At 41.3% G+C, this 15,095-nt stretch carries 18 protein-coding genes; 7 read left to right on the top strand and 11 right to left on the bottom strand.

What is annotated here, in order from left to right; translation table 11 throughout:
- Positions 1-54 precede the first annotated feature (54 nt).
- Together AAGC65_RS03760 and AAGC65_RS03755 are read right to left on the bottom strand one after the other, a co-directional pair.
- A complete protein-coding gene (locus AAGC65_RS03760) occupies positions 55-540 on the bottom strand; it encodes a c-type cytochrome (protein ID WP_343111070.1) in 486 nt (161 codons plus the stop codon).
- 96 nt (positions 541-636) lie between these two features.
- A complete protein-coding gene (locus AAGC65_RS03755) occupies positions 637-1,491 on the bottom strand; it encodes an SDR family oxidoreductase (protein ID WP_343111069.1) in 855 nt (284 codons plus the stop codon).
- Between the two features lie 173 nt (positions 1,492-1,664).
- On the opposite strand from AAGC65_RS03755, the gene AAGC65_RS03750 reads away from it, so the two are divergent.
- Both AAGC65_RS03750 and AAGC65_RS03745 read left to right on the top strand, forming a co-directional pair.
- Positions 1,665-2,021 (top strand): BlaI/MecI/CopY family transcriptional regulator, encoded by a 357-nt coding sequence (locus tag AAGC65_RS03750; protein WP_343111068.1) that lies wholly within the window; start codon positions 1,665-1,667, stop codon positions 2,019-2,021.
- 11 nt (positions 2,022-2,032) lie between these two features.
- Entirely contained in the window at positions 2,033-3,733 is a 1,701-nt protein-coding gene (locus AAGC65_RS03745) for a M56 family metallopeptidase (RefSeq protein ID WP_343111067.1), read from the top strand.
- Here AAGC65_RS03745 and AAGC65_RS03740 read toward each other — a convergent pair.
- Both AAGC65_RS03740 and AAGC65_RS03735 read right to left on the bottom strand, forming a co-directional pair.
- Positions 3,730-4,815, bottom strand: coding sequence for a DNA topoisomerase IB (locus tag AAGC65_RS03740; protein WP_343111066.1), 1,086 nt, complete (start codon positions 4,813-4,815; stop codon positions 3,730-3,732). The genes AAGC65_RS03745 and AAGC65_RS03740 overlap by 4 nt on opposite strands.
- A gap of 98 nt (positions 4,816-4,913) precedes the next feature.
- A complete protein-coding gene (locus tag AAGC65_RS03735) occupies positions 4,914-5,447 on the bottom strand; it encodes a hypothetical protein (protein ID WP_343111065.1) in 534 nt (177 codons plus the stop codon).
- A 226-nt stretch (positions 5,448-5,673) separates the two neighbouring features.
- Here AAGC65_RS03735 and AAGC65_RS03730 point away from each other — a divergent pair, with 226 nt between their 5' ends.
- Positions 5,674-6,192 carry a YceI family protein gene (locus AAGC65_RS03730; RefSeq protein WP_343111064.1) on the top strand — a complete coding sequence of 173 codons (519 nt, stop codon included), beginning with the start codon at positions 5,674-5,676 and terminating at the stop codon, positions 6,190-6,192.
- A gap of 93 nt (positions 6,193-6,285) precedes the next feature.
- Here AAGC65_RS03730 and AAGC65_RS03725 read toward each other — a convergent pair whose 3' ends face one another.
- The gene (locus AAGC65_RS03725; RefSeq protein ID WP_343111063.1) at positions 6,286-7,305 is read right to left on the bottom strand and encodes a GntG family PLP-dependent aldolase; all 1,020 of its coding nucleotides are present in this window, start codon (positions 7,303-7,305) and stop codon (positions 6,286-6,288) included.
- A 397-nt stretch (positions 7,306-7,702) separates the two neighbouring features.
- Here AAGC65_RS03725 and AAGC65_RS03720 point away from each other — a divergent pair, with 397 nt between their 5' ends.
- On the top strand, positions 7,703-8,380 hold the full coding sequence (locus tag AAGC65_RS03720; RefSeq protein WP_343111062.1) for a hypothetical protein: 678 nt from the start codon (positions 7,703-7,705) through the stop codon (positions 8,378-8,380).
- A gap of 148 nt (positions 8,381-8,528) precedes the next feature.
- Here the strand turns inward: AAGC65_RS03720 and AAGC65_RS03715 are convergent, their stop codons facing one another.
- The gene (locus AAGC65_RS03715; RefSeq protein ID WP_343111061.1) at positions 8,529-9,026 is read right to left on the bottom strand and encodes an NADH-quinone oxidoreductase subunit C; all 498 of its coding nucleotides are present in this window, start codon (positions 9,024-9,026) and stop codon (positions 8,529-8,531) included.
- The gene (pdxH, locus tag AAGC65_RS03710) at positions 9,023-9,670 is read right to left on the bottom strand and encodes a pyridoxamine 5'-phosphate oxidase (protein ID WP_343111060.1); all 648 of its coding nucleotides are present in this window, start codon (positions 9,668-9,670) and stop codon (positions 9,023-9,025) included. Before pdxH ends, AAGC65_RS03715 begins: the two co-directional genes overlap by 4 nt.
- A 187-nt stretch (positions 9,671-9,857) precedes the next feature.
- Between pdxH and AAGC65_RS03705 the strand changes: the two genes are divergently transcribed.
- Positions 9,858-10,418: a YqgE/AlgH family protein gene (locus AAGC65_RS03705; RefSeq protein ID WP_343111059.1), complete on the top strand. Its 561-nt coding sequence runs from the start codon at positions 9,858-9,860 to the stop codon at positions 10,416-10,418.
- 114 nt (positions 10,419-10,532) lie between these two features.
- Here the strand turns inward: AAGC65_RS03705 and purE are convergent, their stop codons facing one another.
- The 3 genes from purE to AAGC65_RS03690 all read right to left on the bottom strand — a co-directional run bounded on the left by purE (position 10,533) and on the right by AAGC65_RS03690 (position 12,838).
- Positions 10,533-11,030 (bottom strand): 5-(carboxyamino)imidazole ribonucleotide mutase, encoded by a 498-nt coding sequence (gene purE, locus AAGC65_RS03700; protein WP_343111058.1) that lies wholly within the window; start codon positions 11,028-11,030, stop codon positions 10,533-10,535.
- Positions 11,031-11,251: 221 nt separating this feature from the next.
- Positions 11,252-12,391 carry a 5-(carboxyamino)imidazole ribonucleotide synthase gene (locus tag AAGC65_RS03695; protein ID WP_343111057.1) on the bottom strand — a complete coding sequence of 380 codons (1,140 nt, stop codon included), beginning with the start codon at positions 12,389-12,391 and terminating at the stop codon, positions 11,252-11,254.
- A 63-nt stretch (positions 12,392-12,454) separates the two neighbouring features.
- Positions 12,455-12,838 (bottom strand): hypothetical protein, encoded by a 384-nt coding sequence (locus AAGC65_RS03690; protein WP_343111056.1) that lies wholly within the window; start codon positions 12,836-12,838, stop codon positions 12,455-12,457.
- A 333-nt stretch (positions 12,839-13,171) separates the two neighbouring features.
- Between AAGC65_RS03690 and AAGC65_RS03685 the strand changes: the two genes are divergently transcribed.
- A complete protein-coding gene (locus AAGC65_RS03685) occupies positions 13,172-13,765 on the top strand; it encodes a fasciclin domain-containing protein (RefSeq protein WP_343111055.1) in 594 nt (197 codons plus the stop codon).
- An 81-nt stretch (positions 13,766-13,846) separates the two neighbouring features.
- On the opposite strand, the gene AAGC65_RS03680 is transcribed toward AAGC65_RS03685, so the two are convergent.
- Entirely contained in the window at positions 13,847-14,341 is a 495-nt protein-coding gene (locus tag AAGC65_RS03680; protein ID WP_343111054.1) for a hypothetical protein, read from the bottom strand.
- Positions 14,342-14,455: 114 nt separating this feature from the next.
- Here AAGC65_RS03680 and AAGC65_RS03675 point away from each other — a divergent pair, with 114 nt between their 5' ends.
- Positions 14,456-15,067, top strand: a complete 612-nt coding sequence (locus AAGC65_RS03675) for a hypothetical protein (protein ID WP_343111053.1) — start codon at positions 14,456-14,458, stop codon at positions 15,065-15,067.
- The last annotated feature ends 28 nt before the right edge of the window (positions 15,068-15,095 follow it).

The raw sequence follows: 15,095 nt of genomic DNA, 5'->3' as shown, positions 1-15,095 counted from the left end.
AAATTAAAACACCCCTGATTTTTGGTCAGAGGTGTATGTTATGTTTTACCAATCTTAATTGCTTTGTGCAGGAGCACCAGCTGGGGCTGGCGCTGGTGCCGGAGCAGCTCCGGGGCCATGTCCTTCAGGTACTACAACTTCTGGGTGGGCGCTACCACGGTGACAGGTATTACAATTAACACCTGATTGCATGATCATACCTAATGAATCTTTTTTAGCGCTGAAATATTTTTGATTTATTTTATTCATCATTTTAAACATATCACGCGCCATTTCTTTCTCTGGCTTGGTATCATTTGCCCAATCCATTTTTTTGGTTTCTTCGTTACGTACGTGGCAAAAGTTACAATGAACACCTAATGAATGCTCCCACTCTTCCATAATCTTATGGAGATTATCGTTCGAGATATTCTTAGGTAGTACCTTGAGGTTTTTAAAACCTTCATCCTGAGGTTTCTTAGTAGTCATGGATGTCATGGCTCCAAGTACCACAACCGATAATAAACCGAGTGTAGCTATAAATTTTTTATTCAAAGGCATTATTGTCATATTAAGTAATCTAAAATAGCCAATAACTTTTAATGTTACAACTTTTAATGCCTACAGCAATGGTAATTTTTCAGATACAGGAAAGACTTAAACCTGGGGCCATACCAGGTAGCGCGAAAGCAGTTTTTCGCTGATTGTCCAAAGCTTATTGCGCGATTCTGAGTCGGTGGCCACAGCTGATGTTTTAGCCTTCTTTTTCTTTTTAAAGTATGCGCCGTTATATTGATCAAGCCTTGGCGCTGTGGCCAGGAATATGGTGGTTTCGGCACCCTGCTCAGGGCTGAGCATGAATGGCCGGGCAAGCTTCATGAGCATTTTTTCCAAACCCTGAAGCGTGCTACCAAACGCTGTTTTAACGGTTCCCGGATGCAATGAAAAGGCCAAAATACCTTTGCTGCCGTATTTCTCTGCCAATGATTGGGTAAAATAAATATTAAACAATTTGCTCATGCCATAAGCCTTAAAGGCACTGTATACATTTGTCCATTGCAGATCATCAAACAGGGGTTTACCTATTTTATGCGCCTCAGAACTTACATTAATGATACGGGCCTGCCCTTTTTCGAGCAAAGGCATCAGGTGCTGTGTTAACAGAAAATGCCCCAGGTGGTTGGTAGCCAGTGTCATCTCGAACCCATTCTTACTTAATTGCCGCGTTTCAAATATCCCACCGGCATTATTAATAAGTGTATTAATGGCAAACAGCTTTCCCGATAATTCCTCTGCTGCTTCACGAACGCTTTGCAGGTCGGCCAGGTCGCAGTACACTACATACACTTCCTTATTACCGGTTTTATCGGCTATCAGTTGTTTCAGCCGATCGCCTTTAGGAATATTACGGACCAATAAGTGCAGCGCATGCCCCTGCTTTGCCAAAGCGATAGCTGTTTCCTGTCCAATACCTGATGTTGCACCTGTAATAACGGTTGTTTTTAAAGCCATGCTCCTACCCTTTTTATTTAAAGCGTAAGATAACCTGTTTTAGCGGATACCTTGTTAAGATGCAGGAGAAATTAACAACAGTATTACAAACCATAAGTAATGCATAATCTGAAATAAAAATAAATTTGCTTTATTACGAAACTTTCGTAGATTTACGAAACAATCGTAAATCAATGGAAAAATTATCTAAACAGGAAGAGGAAGCCATGCAGGCGGTATGGCAATGTGGATCGGGCTTTATTAAAGATTTTTTAGACCAGCTGCCTGAGCCCAAACCGCCCTATACTACCCTGGCATCAACCATCAAGAACCTGGAGCGCAAAGGCTTTTTAAAAAGCGAAAAGATGGGCAACTCCTGGCGTTACATCCCGGCCATACAGGAAGAAGAATATAAGAAACGCTTTATGAACGGCTTTGTGAGCGATTATTTCCAAAACTCCTACAAAGATCTGGTTACGTTTTTTGCCAACGAGAAAAAAATAAGCGCCAGCGAGCTCCAGGAGATCATTAAACTGATTGAAAAACAATAAACTTTAAAACTATGCCAGTTCTGTTTGTTTTTTTATTAAAAGTAAATATTGCCCTGCTGCTGTTTTGCGCGGGCTATTATCTGGTACTTAGGCATCTTACCTTTTACACCCTTAACCGGGTTTATCTGCTTGCTGCCATTTTGTTTGCTTCGGTTTATCCGGAAATTAACCTGCTGCCCTTTTTGCAAAACCATGAAGCCCTTGCCAAACCAATGGAACAGGTAGTGATTAACTGGCAATTGCCTGCGCAAGGATTAACAAACTCGCCTGACTATTGGCACTGGGCCGAAATTATTTTTTGGTTAGGAGCGTATGTTTTAGCTATACGATTAGCCATCCAGCTGTTTTCTTTGTACCAATTGTATAAGAGCTCAAAACCTGCTGTGATTAATGATCATCAAGTGCGGGTTACTGACAAGGATACAGCCCCCTTCTCATTTTGGCAAAGCATTTTTGTTAACCCGGCGAAACATGAACCTGTCGATCTGAAAGCTATATTACTGCACGAACAGGTGCATGTGAATCAATGGCACACCGCCGATATCTTATTAGCCGAACTGAGCACTATTTTTTATTGGTTTAACCCGGGTATATGGCTCATCAAAAGAGCCATCAAAGAAAACGTTGAATTTATAACCGACCGTAAAATACTCAGCAAAGGTATTGACAGTAAAACCTATCAGTACAGCTTGCTATCGGTAAGCCTCAATCACACCGGGCATAGTATAGTTAATCACTTCAATTTATCAACCATTAAAAAACGAATTATCATGATGAACGCTAAAAGATCATCCCGCATAAACCTTACCCGGTACGCCTTTATGGTACCTGTGCTAATTGCCTTATTACTGGTGTTTAGTATTTCAAAAGCCGATTTTGCCAAACCAATACGTGTAAAACTCATTTACTCGGCCCCGGCGCTGGCCAAAATCATGCATGTAAATAATGATGAGTCTATAGCTGCAAAACCTGTTATAGCAAAAACAAAAATGGCTACATCAAAGGTTACCACATTGAAGGCAATACAAAAAGTTGACACCGTTAAAAAGGTGGTTACGACCAATAAACGCCATATGGATTCAGTAATCACTTATATTGATGGAACAAAAGGTGATTTGAATAAAATTGATCCCAACAGTATAGAAACTGTAGATATATCAAAGGGCGACACTTATGCTGATGGAAACAAAAGTAAAAACATTGGAATTATTAGAGTTATTACCAAAGATTCGGTAAAACGAATTCGTATTAGCCCTAAAATTGCTATCAGTAATAAAGTATCAGCCAATTCACAAGTGACTAACAATATAAATAGCAATGTGTCCGTAAATAATCAGGTAAACGTTCAACCAGTTATAACACACACTGTTACAGGAACATACCCTAAAGTAATAATGATTGATAGTATCAAATCTGTCAAGGGCAATGGACGCATTTCAGAAGTTATAGTAACTACCGATGGCAAAAAAGTAGAAACATTAGGTGTATCCAGCAATGACAAAGGCGTAAATATTACCAATTCAGAAGGTAACAAGCCTTTAATTTTGGTAGATGATAAAGAAATGTCTGAAGCAGATTTGAAGAAAATAGATCCCAAAACTATTGAAAGCATGAATGTTTTTAAAAACGAAGAACCCAGTCTGGTAAAAAAATACGGTGAAAAAGCTAAAGACGGGGTCATCATCATTAAAACCAAAAAGGCTAAGAATTAACTGGCTGCGGCCAGTTTTTCTGTTTCAAGCAGGGTTAACAAAGCTTTTTCGGCCAGGTTTAGTTCAGCGGCTTCAATATCACGGCTTTCATCAAGCTTATCAATGTATTTGAATATGGTACCCTCCTCATAACTTTTAATTACCGTTGGGTGCACATAATATTTTTTGCAAACCGAGCGGGTATTGCCCAGGTTAATAGCAACCTCATCAAGCACGTTTACAATTTTTTTTCGGCACTCGGTGATGTTGGTAAACTCTCCTGCTTCTTTAAAGGCATACAAGGCGCTTACACTGCCGCTCCAGGTACGGAAATCCTTGGCGGTAAAATCTTCGCCGGTAATGTTTTTCAGGTAGTCGTTAATATCGCCCGAACCTATGCTGCAGCGCTCACCTGCTTCATTATAATATTGAAAAAGCTCTTTGCCGGGGATGTCCCGGCATTGTTTTACCAGCCTTGCCAGCTTTTTGCTTTGCAGGGCTATTTTATGCTGTACACCCTTTTTTCCTTTAAATTCAAACTGCAGCTTGGAGCCTTCAATTTTAATATGCCGGTTTTGCAGGGTGGTTAGGCCAAAGGAACCATATAATTTTTTGTACGATTCGTTCCCGATACGGATGCCGGTAAGCTCCATTAACCGCACTACAAGTGCCACCACTTTTTCGTGATCAAGATTGCGGCGCGCCAGATCTTTGTCCACCTGCTCGCGTATGGCGGGTAAATGAGCGGCAAATGTTTGCAAACGATGATATTTTGATTGATTGCGAATCTGGTTCCAGCCCGCATGATAGCGGTATTGTTTGCGCCCTGCGGCATCTATACCGGTAAACTGCAGATGGCCATTATCATATGGAGAAATCCAAACGTTGGTATACGCGGGTGGGATCACCAGCTTTTTAAACCGGTTAATCAGTTCCTTATCTTTTACCAACTTACCATCGGAGTCGTAAAAGCTCCAGCCCGTTCCGCTCTTTTTCCGGGTGTACCCCGGCGACGCATCTGATACGTATCTTAACCCAACAGCCTTCGCGGTAACTTTGGGGTCGCGGCCTATTTTTTCGAGCTTTTGCAGTAATCGGTTCATGTTTCAACAACAAACACCAACCGCATTAAGTTTTAGGTGCCCGCACCTGTTATTATTGTTATGAAGAAAACAGAGCAGGCACCAATATCATTAGGTTATTATAGGCCAAAGCCGTAGCCTACGCGTAAGCCAAGCAGGCCAAAATGATCAACCGAGTTGGAGAAGTTTTCATAGCGGAAGCTAAAATCCCAGTGCTTGTTAGCATAACCTACACCTGGCGACAGATCAAGTCTGTGCGGGCCCCAACCTTTTTCCAGTTTCTCCCATGCAACACCAACTTCGCCGGCAACATATATATTTGGCAAAAAGAATTCTTTTAAACCAACTTTTACCGGTATCTCTCCAAAACTTTGGTACCTAACATCTTGTCCGGGTATTTTTATCGGGAAAAAGTGATAACCACCTGCAGTCAATGTAGCGGCCAGATCATTAGTGATACCATATTGTAAACGGGCTGTTCCGCCTAAAGTAAAGTGCGAACCAAGACGTGCCTGACCCAATGGGTTTCCTGTTTCAATGCCTAAGCCTAAAGTGAAAGCATTGGCTGGTGTAGTTTGAGCTTTTACATCTGTAGTAAAAAATAAGGCAGCTGCTATAAACGCTAACGCCCCAAGTTTTAATAGTTTTTTCATCTGTTGTGAATTTTGTGACAATATTTATATTAGATATTACTGTAATAGTTTTCAATTGGTTGCCTGCCCTCTGAGTTTATTTTAACGCAGCCACCATAAATAGGCATCGATAAGAATTACAGTACAATATTTCTATATGCAGGCAACCCACGGCATCACATAGCCGTATTTTTTACATATCACTTAATTGACGTGTAAACAATTAACCATGAAAAAAATAAATGTTATGAAAAAAATAATGTACCCGGCACTGATAGCATTATTTATTGCTGTTACCGCTTTTGCCGCTGCAATTGATTGGAAAGTAAAAGACCCTTATGAAGTAAAGTTCGCCAACGGAAAAATTCACGGTGAATTTCAGGGATTAAAAGCTAATATACAGTTTGACAAGGCGCACCCTGAAGAAGCTAAAATTTCGGCTACTATTGATGCTACAACCTTAAGTACCGGTTTTTTCATCAAAACCAACCATTCTAAAGATGCTATAGATGTTGACCATTACCCTACCATCACCTTTACTTCAACAGCAGTAAGTAAAACCAGTGCCGGTTATGATGCCAACGGCAAACTAACGTTAAAAGGTGTTACCAAACCCATGACCATCCATTTTACATTTGATGATAAAGGTAATGAAGGTGTTTTTAAAGGCACTTTTAAAGTGATTACCAAAGATTTTGGTATCACCAAAAATGGCGCGCCCGATTTTCTGGATATCTCTTTAAATGTTCCGGTAACCAAAGGATAGTCTGTTTAATAAGTTTGAGTTTTAAAGCAAAGGCCCTTAGTTGTATGTAACTAAGGGCCTTTGTAATTTATGAGTAGCGTGTTTATCTAATTATTAAAACTCATCTCTAAGTATTTTTACCAGATACTCGATCTGCTCGGCATGCACATCCAAATGAGTTACAAAACGTATACGGTGTTTATCAGTATCTCCGGCTTTAATGCCATGAGCAGCCAGCTTGGCAAGCACCTCTTTGGCAGGCTGAACGGTATCAAACAGTACTATATTGGTTTCAACAGGTAATACATTACTTACCCAATCAAGCTTGCCCAATTCTTCGCCCAGGATACGGGCATGGCTATGGTCAACCTTCAGGCGTTCTACATGATGATCTAAGGCATAAATGCCTGCCGCGGCCAAAAAGCCTGCCTGGCGCATCCCCCCGCCCAAAACTTTACGGATGCGGCGGGCGTACTTAATGATTTCCTTATCGGCTAACAATACCGAGCCTACAGGCGCCCCCAAACCTTTTGACAAACAAACAGATATCCCCTTAAAGTATTGGCCATAATCGGCAGCTTTATCGCCTGTATGGCTTAGCGCGTTAAATATGCGTGCACCATCCAGGTGAAGTTTTAATCCTTTAGCCTTGCACAACTCTGCAATAGGTTTAATATCGGCCAGGGTATAGCAGCTGCCCCCACCTTTATTAACCGTATTTTCAAGCACAACCAGGCTGGTATGTGGGAAGTGGATATTTTCGGCATTAATTTCAGGCTCAATCATTTCGGCGGTAATGATACCGCGGTAGCCATTCAACAAACGGGTTGATACGCCTGAGTTAAAAGCTATTCCTCCGCCCTCGTAACGATACACATGCGCGGTTTGGTCGGCAATGAGCTCATCAAGCGGCTGGGTAAAGCATTTAATGGCTATCTGGTTGGTCATGGTACCCGATGGGCAAAACAAACCGGCTTCCATACCAAAAATGGCAGCAGCCTTTTGCTCAAGGGCGTTAACGGTTTCGTCTTCTCCAAAAACATCATCCCCTACTTTGGCGCTCCACATGGCCTCCAGCATACCCGGAGTTGGCTTGGTAACGGTATCGCTGCGTAAATCAACAGTTAATTGCATAATAATTTATATGGCTATTTAGATGCTCCAAATCTAAATGCTTCTGTGCTCAGTTTTACCATTATTATGTATTTTATATGTTACCACTTGGTATGATTTTAAGTGTCGTTTATAACATGGCGTAAACCAGGAAAAATCGCCTTTAACTTAGCGGTCATTAGGAGGCACCTGCGGAGCCATTTACTAATTTGATTTAAGCTATAAACAGATGACTCCGTCGGAGTCCCGAAATCAAAAGAACTATAGTTCCGGAGGAACTACCTGTTTATAGTAGTAGGTAACATGTATTTTAACGGCTCTGTAGGAGCCTCCTATTTAAATAGCAATTCTCCAGGCATAAAGCATCCGTTACATATTAAATGTTCAAAAATTACGTTCTTTGTGTTTTAAACATGTTATGCGCTCAATTGTAATCCTACTATTCTTTTTGCTGGGCTATACTGCTGTACAGGCCCAAAAATGGCAGCCGGGCAACTTTACCGATGTAAAGGGCAACCGCGAAACCGGCCTGATCAGGGTAAATCCATCGGGTAAGGCGCCTATAAAAGACGAAGGCTTTATTGAGTTTAGGGAAGATCAGAAAGCCAATCCCTATAAACTAAGCGCCAGCGACCTGCGCTCTTTTGTAGTCGGAAAAGATAGCTTTGTAGTTGCACATGCTCCTCAAAATTCATCATGGGGTAAAGAGGAAACCGATTTTGTAAAGGTTGTACTGGATGAACCTACTAAGCTTTATGTGGCCCAAGGCGGTAAAGGTGGAGGCGGCAGCGGTTTTGGAATTTCACCCGGAGTTGGGCTGGGTTATGGCACCGGCGGATACGGCGGCGGTGTAGGCGGCGGCATTGGTATTTCTCTTGGAGGCGGCCGTGGCGGCAGAGGCGGCGGCAAAACTATTTATTACTACGGTTCCAATACCGCAGATATGAAACAACTTACCGACGAAAACTTTGAGGACATCATGACCGATATTATGGGCGACGAACCTGATGTGGTAGAAAAAATACATGCCCACCAATATACTTTAAAGAATATTGAAAAGCTGATAGCTTATTTCAAGAGCCCCCCGACCCCCTAAAGGGGGAGCTTTTTGGTGTGCGGATATTGTAAAAATAAAGAAGCCCTGTTTGATTAAACAGGGCTTCTTTGTATAGAGTCATTTGCATATCTGCACATCTGAAATCTACAAATCTGTTCCCCCTTTAGGGGGTTAGGGGGCCTGGGGGCTAATCCACCTTAATCCCCTTATAATATTCAGCAGATTTATAATCTTTTCGCAACGGAAAACCTTCCCAATCATCGGGTAATAATATCCGGCGTAGATCGGGGTGCCCTTCAAAAAATATCCCGAAAAGGTCATAAGTCTCGCGTTCGTGCCAGTCGGCAGTACGATAAACACTTACAACACTTTTAAACTCGGGCAGTTCATTACTTTCACGATCATGGGGCTTGCTTACCTTTAATGTAAGCTGCGTTTTATAGGGTATGGATGCCAGGTGATACACTACTCCATAACGATTGTCCTCATCATTATAATGCACCCCGCTCAGGCTCGACAGGAAATCAAAATAGGTTTTAGGATTGTTACGCAATTCCAGGCATACTGCCGTAATATCATCAGGATTAATGAGCAGTGCGGGTTGCAGCCCGCCTGTTTCCTCGCCCACAATCACGGTGTCACCAAATTTCTCGGTGAGTAATATTTTAATATCGTTAAACATCATGGTGCCAAACGTACTTTTTTCCAGCTTTTTTTATCAACTTTTTTGTACAAAATACGGTCGTGCAAACGGCTTGATCTACCTTGCCAAAACTCAACCAGTTGCGGGTTTAAAATATAACCGCCCCAAAATGATGGCTTAGGCACTTCCTTGCCTTCATACTCAGCCTCGAGCTCAGTCCACTTTTTCTCAAAACCGTCGCGGTTTTCAATTTCCTGGCTTTGCGGAGAAACTACCGCGGCAATCTGGCTGCCTTTAGGGCGCGAATGAAAATATTTTTCAGAATCTTCTTTGCTCAGTTTCTCGATAGTACCTTCAATGCGCACCTGGCGTTGCAGTTCGCCCCAGAAAAAAGTTATAGCCCCTTGCGGGTTTTTAGTGATCTCTTTCCCCTTACGACTTAAATAGTTAGTATAAAATATAAAACCATGCTGATTAAAGCCTTTCAACAGCACAATACGGGCCGATGGCTTTCCGTTCGCGGTAGCTGTAGCAAGCGTCATGGCGTTGGGCTCATGCAATTTTGCAGCCAAAGCTTCGTTAAACCATTGGTCGAACTGGTTTATCGGATCACCTTTGGTATCATTTTCAGATAATGTAGCGGCAGTGTAATCCTGCCTTAAATTTTGTAATTCCTGCTGATTCATTTACTGCAAACTTACAAATATAGAAACCAAGTTTTAGTATCAAGTATCAGTACAGTTTCACAAAGCTCTACTGTATAATAACTATTCAAAAGTACTGATACCTGATACTAACCGTTTGATTATACATTTAATTGAAAAATTGAACATATTTTTATTATGCTTGTTATGTTAAATAAATACTAACCTTATGCTAAGTTCAATATCGGCTGCCGTAGGGCATTTACTAATTTCGGAACCCTTTATGATGGATCCGAACTTTAAAAGATCGGTGATCATACTAACAGAGTACTCTGCCGACGGAGCTATGGGTTTTATCCTGAATCACCCCAGTGAATATATGCTGGGCGATGTTTTGCCCGATGTATCCTACTCGGAAATGCCGGTTTATGACGGCGGACCAGTAGCCAAAAACACACTGCACTTTATACACTGCTGCCCTGAAAAGATTGATGGCGGAATTGAAATAGCAAATGGCGTATTCTGGGGCGGAGATTTTGACCAGGTTAAGGAACTGGTATCTAACTACACATTAAACGAAAGCGAAATAAAATTTTTTGCCGGATACTCTGGCTGGACACCTCAGCAGCTTGATGAAGAAATTATGCAGGACAGCTGGATAGTAGCCGATAATTTTAAATCAGCCAACCTGTTCACCAACGAGCAAAACCTGTGGAAAGAGGTGGTTATAGGCATGGGTCAGCGCTATGCCCACATAGCTAACTTCCCCGAGAACCCGGCGTTGAATTGAGTTCTTACAGTGAAAAGGTTTTACGTTGGACGTATTACGTTATACGTTTTTAAAAATTCAAAAACTTCAAACGTACAACGTAATACGTAAAACCTAAAAAACTTGCAACGGGTACTACCCCTCCATTTCCTTCGCGGAATCTTCTACCTTCTTTTTAAGGTCTTCTTTAAAGTTGATGAGGTTTTGAACCAGGTATTCGTCGGCGGTTGATAGTATCTGTGCTGCGAGGATACCCGCATTTTTAGCGGCATTTAGGGCCACTGTAGCAACCGGAATACCATTAGGCATCTGTAATATAGATAGTATAGAATCCCAGCCGTCAATTGAATTGCTTGATTTTACGGGAACCCCTATCACCGGCAAATGGGTTAATGAGGCTACCATACCCGGCAAATGCGCGGCACCGCCTGCCCCGGCAATAATTACTTTAATACCCCGATCGGCAGCTGCACGGGCATAGCTGAACATACGATCAGGCGTGCGGTGGGCGGATACCACGGTAATTTCGTATTCAACACCTAATTCTTTTAAAACATCGGCGGCATCCTGCATCACATTCAGGTCTGATTTGCTGCCCATAATGATGGCTACTTTTGGCTCTTTATTGCTCATAGTTGATGGTTCTATGTGAGCGTCATTGCGAGGAACGAAGCAATCTCTATACCTTACAGAGAGACTCTGCTAATCGGGAATTGCTTCGTTCCTCGCAATGACGCGTGTTTAAATTTATATTATAAAATTTGTCATGCTGAATGCAGTGAAGCATCTATTGTACAACTTGCAAATCTGCGATAGATCCTTCGTTCCTCAGGATGACAAGGTTATGATTGGTATCAACTAACCACCTTCAGCGTTTTCTGTACAAACCGTGCTTTTTCAATGGCTTTCTCGCGGTCAACGTCTACAATGGTAACGTGGCCCATTTTGCGGAAAGGCTTGGTAAGCGCTTTGCCGTAAAGGTGTACATATACTCCCGGTACGTTCAATATCTTTTCAATACCCTGATAAACGGCTGGTCCTTCGTGCCCTGCTTCGCCTAAAACGTTTACCATAATGGCATTGTTCAGGCAGGCGGTATCACCTAAAGGCTGGTTAAATATAGCCCGCAGATGCTGTTCAAACTGTGATACTACGTTACCCTCAATACTTTGGTGACCGCTGTTGTGTGGACGTGGAGCTAACTCATTAACCAGTATCTTTCCATGTTTATCCAAAAACATTTCAACAGCCAATAAGCCTACTATCTTAAGGCTTTCAGCAATTTTTTTAGCAATTTGCTCGGCTTTCTGTTGTATCTCAAATGATAGTGTTGATGGCGATATTAAAAACTCAACCAGATTGGCTTCGGGGTTAAACTCCATTTCCACCAGCGGAAATGTGCTGATGTCGCCTTTTTCATTGCGGGCTACTATAACGGCTATTTCCTTTTCAAAATCTATCCATTTTTCAATCAGACTGGGTTCTTTAAATGCACCCTGCAAATAGCTTTCATCAACTACTTTATAAACACCCTTACCATCATAGCCATCCTTACGCAGCTTTTGAATATAGGGGAAAGGGATAAAGCTTTGCTGTAATTGCTGTGGTGTTGATATGATCTGAAAATCGGCAGTGGGTATATCGTTTTCTTTAAAAAACTGTTTTTGAAGGCCCTTATCCTGTATCAAACGGATAATGCGCGATTGCGGGTATACCAACACGCCTTCCTTTTCCAGTTGTTCCAGCGCGTCAACATTTACCTTCTCTATTTCAATGGTAAGCAGGTCAACGTTTTTGCCAAAGTTGTACACGGTTTCATAATCGCCGAGCGAACCTACTGTAAATTCATCGCATAGTTTGCGGCATGGGGCTTCCCTGTCGGGGTCTAAAACCTTAACCGTAACATTATAATTTATAGCTTGTTGTATGAGCATACGGCCTAATTGGCCGCCACCCAGAATACCTAATTTTAAATCTCCGTAAAATGCTTTCATGTTAATGTTGCAAGTTTACCTGAAATCTTTCAAAAAGCCATAAAATGCTTAAACATCAACAGATCATGCGCGCTTTTTTACCCACAAATAGTAAAAAACGGCATGCACCGCCAGGAAAATACCTCCTGTGAGCAGATAAACTACTTTTGATTGAGGCGGCAGGTGCAGAAGCAAAGAGGTAATTAAAAATACGATTGACCCAGAGAAATAAAGGATGAGCCTTACCGCCAAATTATTCCAGTAAGCCAGGTTAACCAGAAATAATGATGGTAACGACATCACAAACACAATAATGTTCAGCAAAACTATACCCTCAATTATTTTAGGTAATGCCTTGTCGTAATCAACTCCTTTTTGGGTAACCGAGTAATAAATACAGTTTGCCGCGATGGATATGATAGCTGCAAATAAAAAGGTTTTAAAGAGTTGCCGTGCGAGTGCCTTCATGGATTATTTTTATATAAAACATGCCCTATAGGGGCATGAACTTTGAAGGTACAAATAAACTCATCAAAGGCCAAAAAGCCCTAATCTTAATGTCACAAATTGGTTGCGGTGGCTGTTAAATCCTACGATATACGGATAGAAAATATGCATTATCATCCCTTCTCTCTTAGATGTTTAACCTCATTTTTCAATTAATTAAAAACTATTTAATGTAATTATAGGTTATAACTCTACATCAAATAACAAGTACAATTATTTTAAAAGGAAATTTTATACGAAAAACTGATACACTTTACATTCTATTACGAACTAAAATCAAAAAGAAAGATGAACATGAAAAGATCAGTTTTAATTGCCATTGCATCCCTGACTATTGGATTTTTATCAAACAATGCAATTGCCCAAACACAACAACAAGACACTACTAAACGCGATACAACTAATAAAACAGCTCCTGCCGGTACTACTGCACCATCTGCCGCTTCGGGCGATGTAGTTGGCGTACTTGCAAGTACTACAGAGTATGCCCCACTTGCATTGGCCATCAAAAATGCAGATCTGGAAACTACCTTAAAAGGTGCCGGACCGTTTACCATATTTGCGCCAAATGATGTAGCTTTTAGTAAAGTACCCAAACCAACTATGGATGAGTTGACAAAAGACCACGCCAAGCTGGCCAAAGTACTCAAGTATCACGTAGTAGCCGGTAAATACACCAAAGCCGATATTATCAAGGCTTTAGGTGCCGGAAAAGGCAAAGCCATATTAAAAACTGTTGATGGCGAATCGTTAACCCTATCGGTTAATGATAAAAGTAACCTGCAGATCACCGATGCCAAAGGGAATGCCGCGCTGGTAATAGCGTTTGACCTCATGGCTACCAACGGTGTTGTACACGGTTTAAATGGGGTATTGATGCCTCAATAATTAATTGTATGTTTGTTTAATTTTAAATCCTTAAAGAGGGCCTGATAGCAAGTACCGGGCTCTTTTTTTATACAGGCTTAACTATCGCTTAGGCTCAATGTTGAACTTCCCCTCTTTCAGGTGCCTGTCGGCGATAAGAGCTATAGGCAGCCCCAGGCAAACAAATAAAATAGCTATACCCATCAAAATAACCTGTGCCTTAATAACCGGAAACGCCTTTTGAGTAATGGGGATAACCACCAGATTCATGATGAGCCACGCGGTTGTACCGTAAAGCAAGGCTATCAGATAAACGTTTTTTAATACTTTTTTAAAAAACGGGTACAGCAAATAAAAGGCGTTGGTAAATAAAATGGCTATCAGGTAATGGAACACCACTCCGGCAACAACCATTTCGGCGCCGCCTTTAAAAGCCGCTTTGCCAAATACCGCGCTCGCAATAAATTTAAAAATTACCGCAGGATGTATTTTGTAATTTAACATAAGCGCCGCAAGACCATCAAGGGTACCGGTCAATAAACCGATCCAAAGAATATGCAATATAACATTATTTTTACGTGGCGCTTTTTTATGCATAAGGCAGAGTTAAGCGGTAAAGTTATGTTTTTTATAAAAATCGCGTTTTGTAATATTCAATTAATTTATTGCTTATAAATAAATTATTGTTACAGATGCTTATTTTTATACCGGATGAATGAAGATACCTGCCTTATTGAGATTCCGGCACTGTTGAACAATAAAACAAGCAAAATACTGACGTTTAAAACGGAAGGCTTGATTATTGAAAAACCGTCGGGCTTTGCTGCGCCCGAAATTATCGCTGCCGAAAGTATCACTGGTTTCAGATATGGTGTCAGCTGGATCAACGGGTATGCCTTTACCATTGGCCGCCAGTATTTTATTGATATTCAAACCGAACAGCAAAAAACAATCCGTATAAGACTGGGTAGTTATTACGGCATCCGCAAAAGATTATATGGCAGCTTATGGTCTGAAATAATACACCAGCTATGGCATAATTACTTTGTTAACCTGTATAATTATTACTATGATCTGTACAACATTCACCAAACATTCGAGCTTTGCGGCATCAAGTTTCACTTTGGCGGCATAGGTTGGGATGCAAACAACATTCTGCCCTGGAACCTGATCTGCATTAGTAATTATTACAATTACTTCATGATATATAACTGCAACAATAAAAAGCAAAACAAAAGCAAAACATTTGCTAAAGATTGGAACGCGGTTGTGCTACAAGCCCTGATCAGAAAAATTGTTGAAGAGAGAAAAGTGTTGCAATAACGACGTTCAATATTGTCATTTCGAGGGA

This window comes from Mucilaginibacter sp., assembly GCF_039207105.1.
In the GTDB taxonomy this organism is placed as follows: domain Bacteria; phylum Bacteroidota; class Bacteroidia; order Sphingobacteriales; family Sphingobacteriaceae; genus Mucilaginibacter.
The sequence above is the reverse complement of the archived record's forward strand: the minus strand, read 5'-3'. Positions and strand labels throughout refer to the sequence as shown.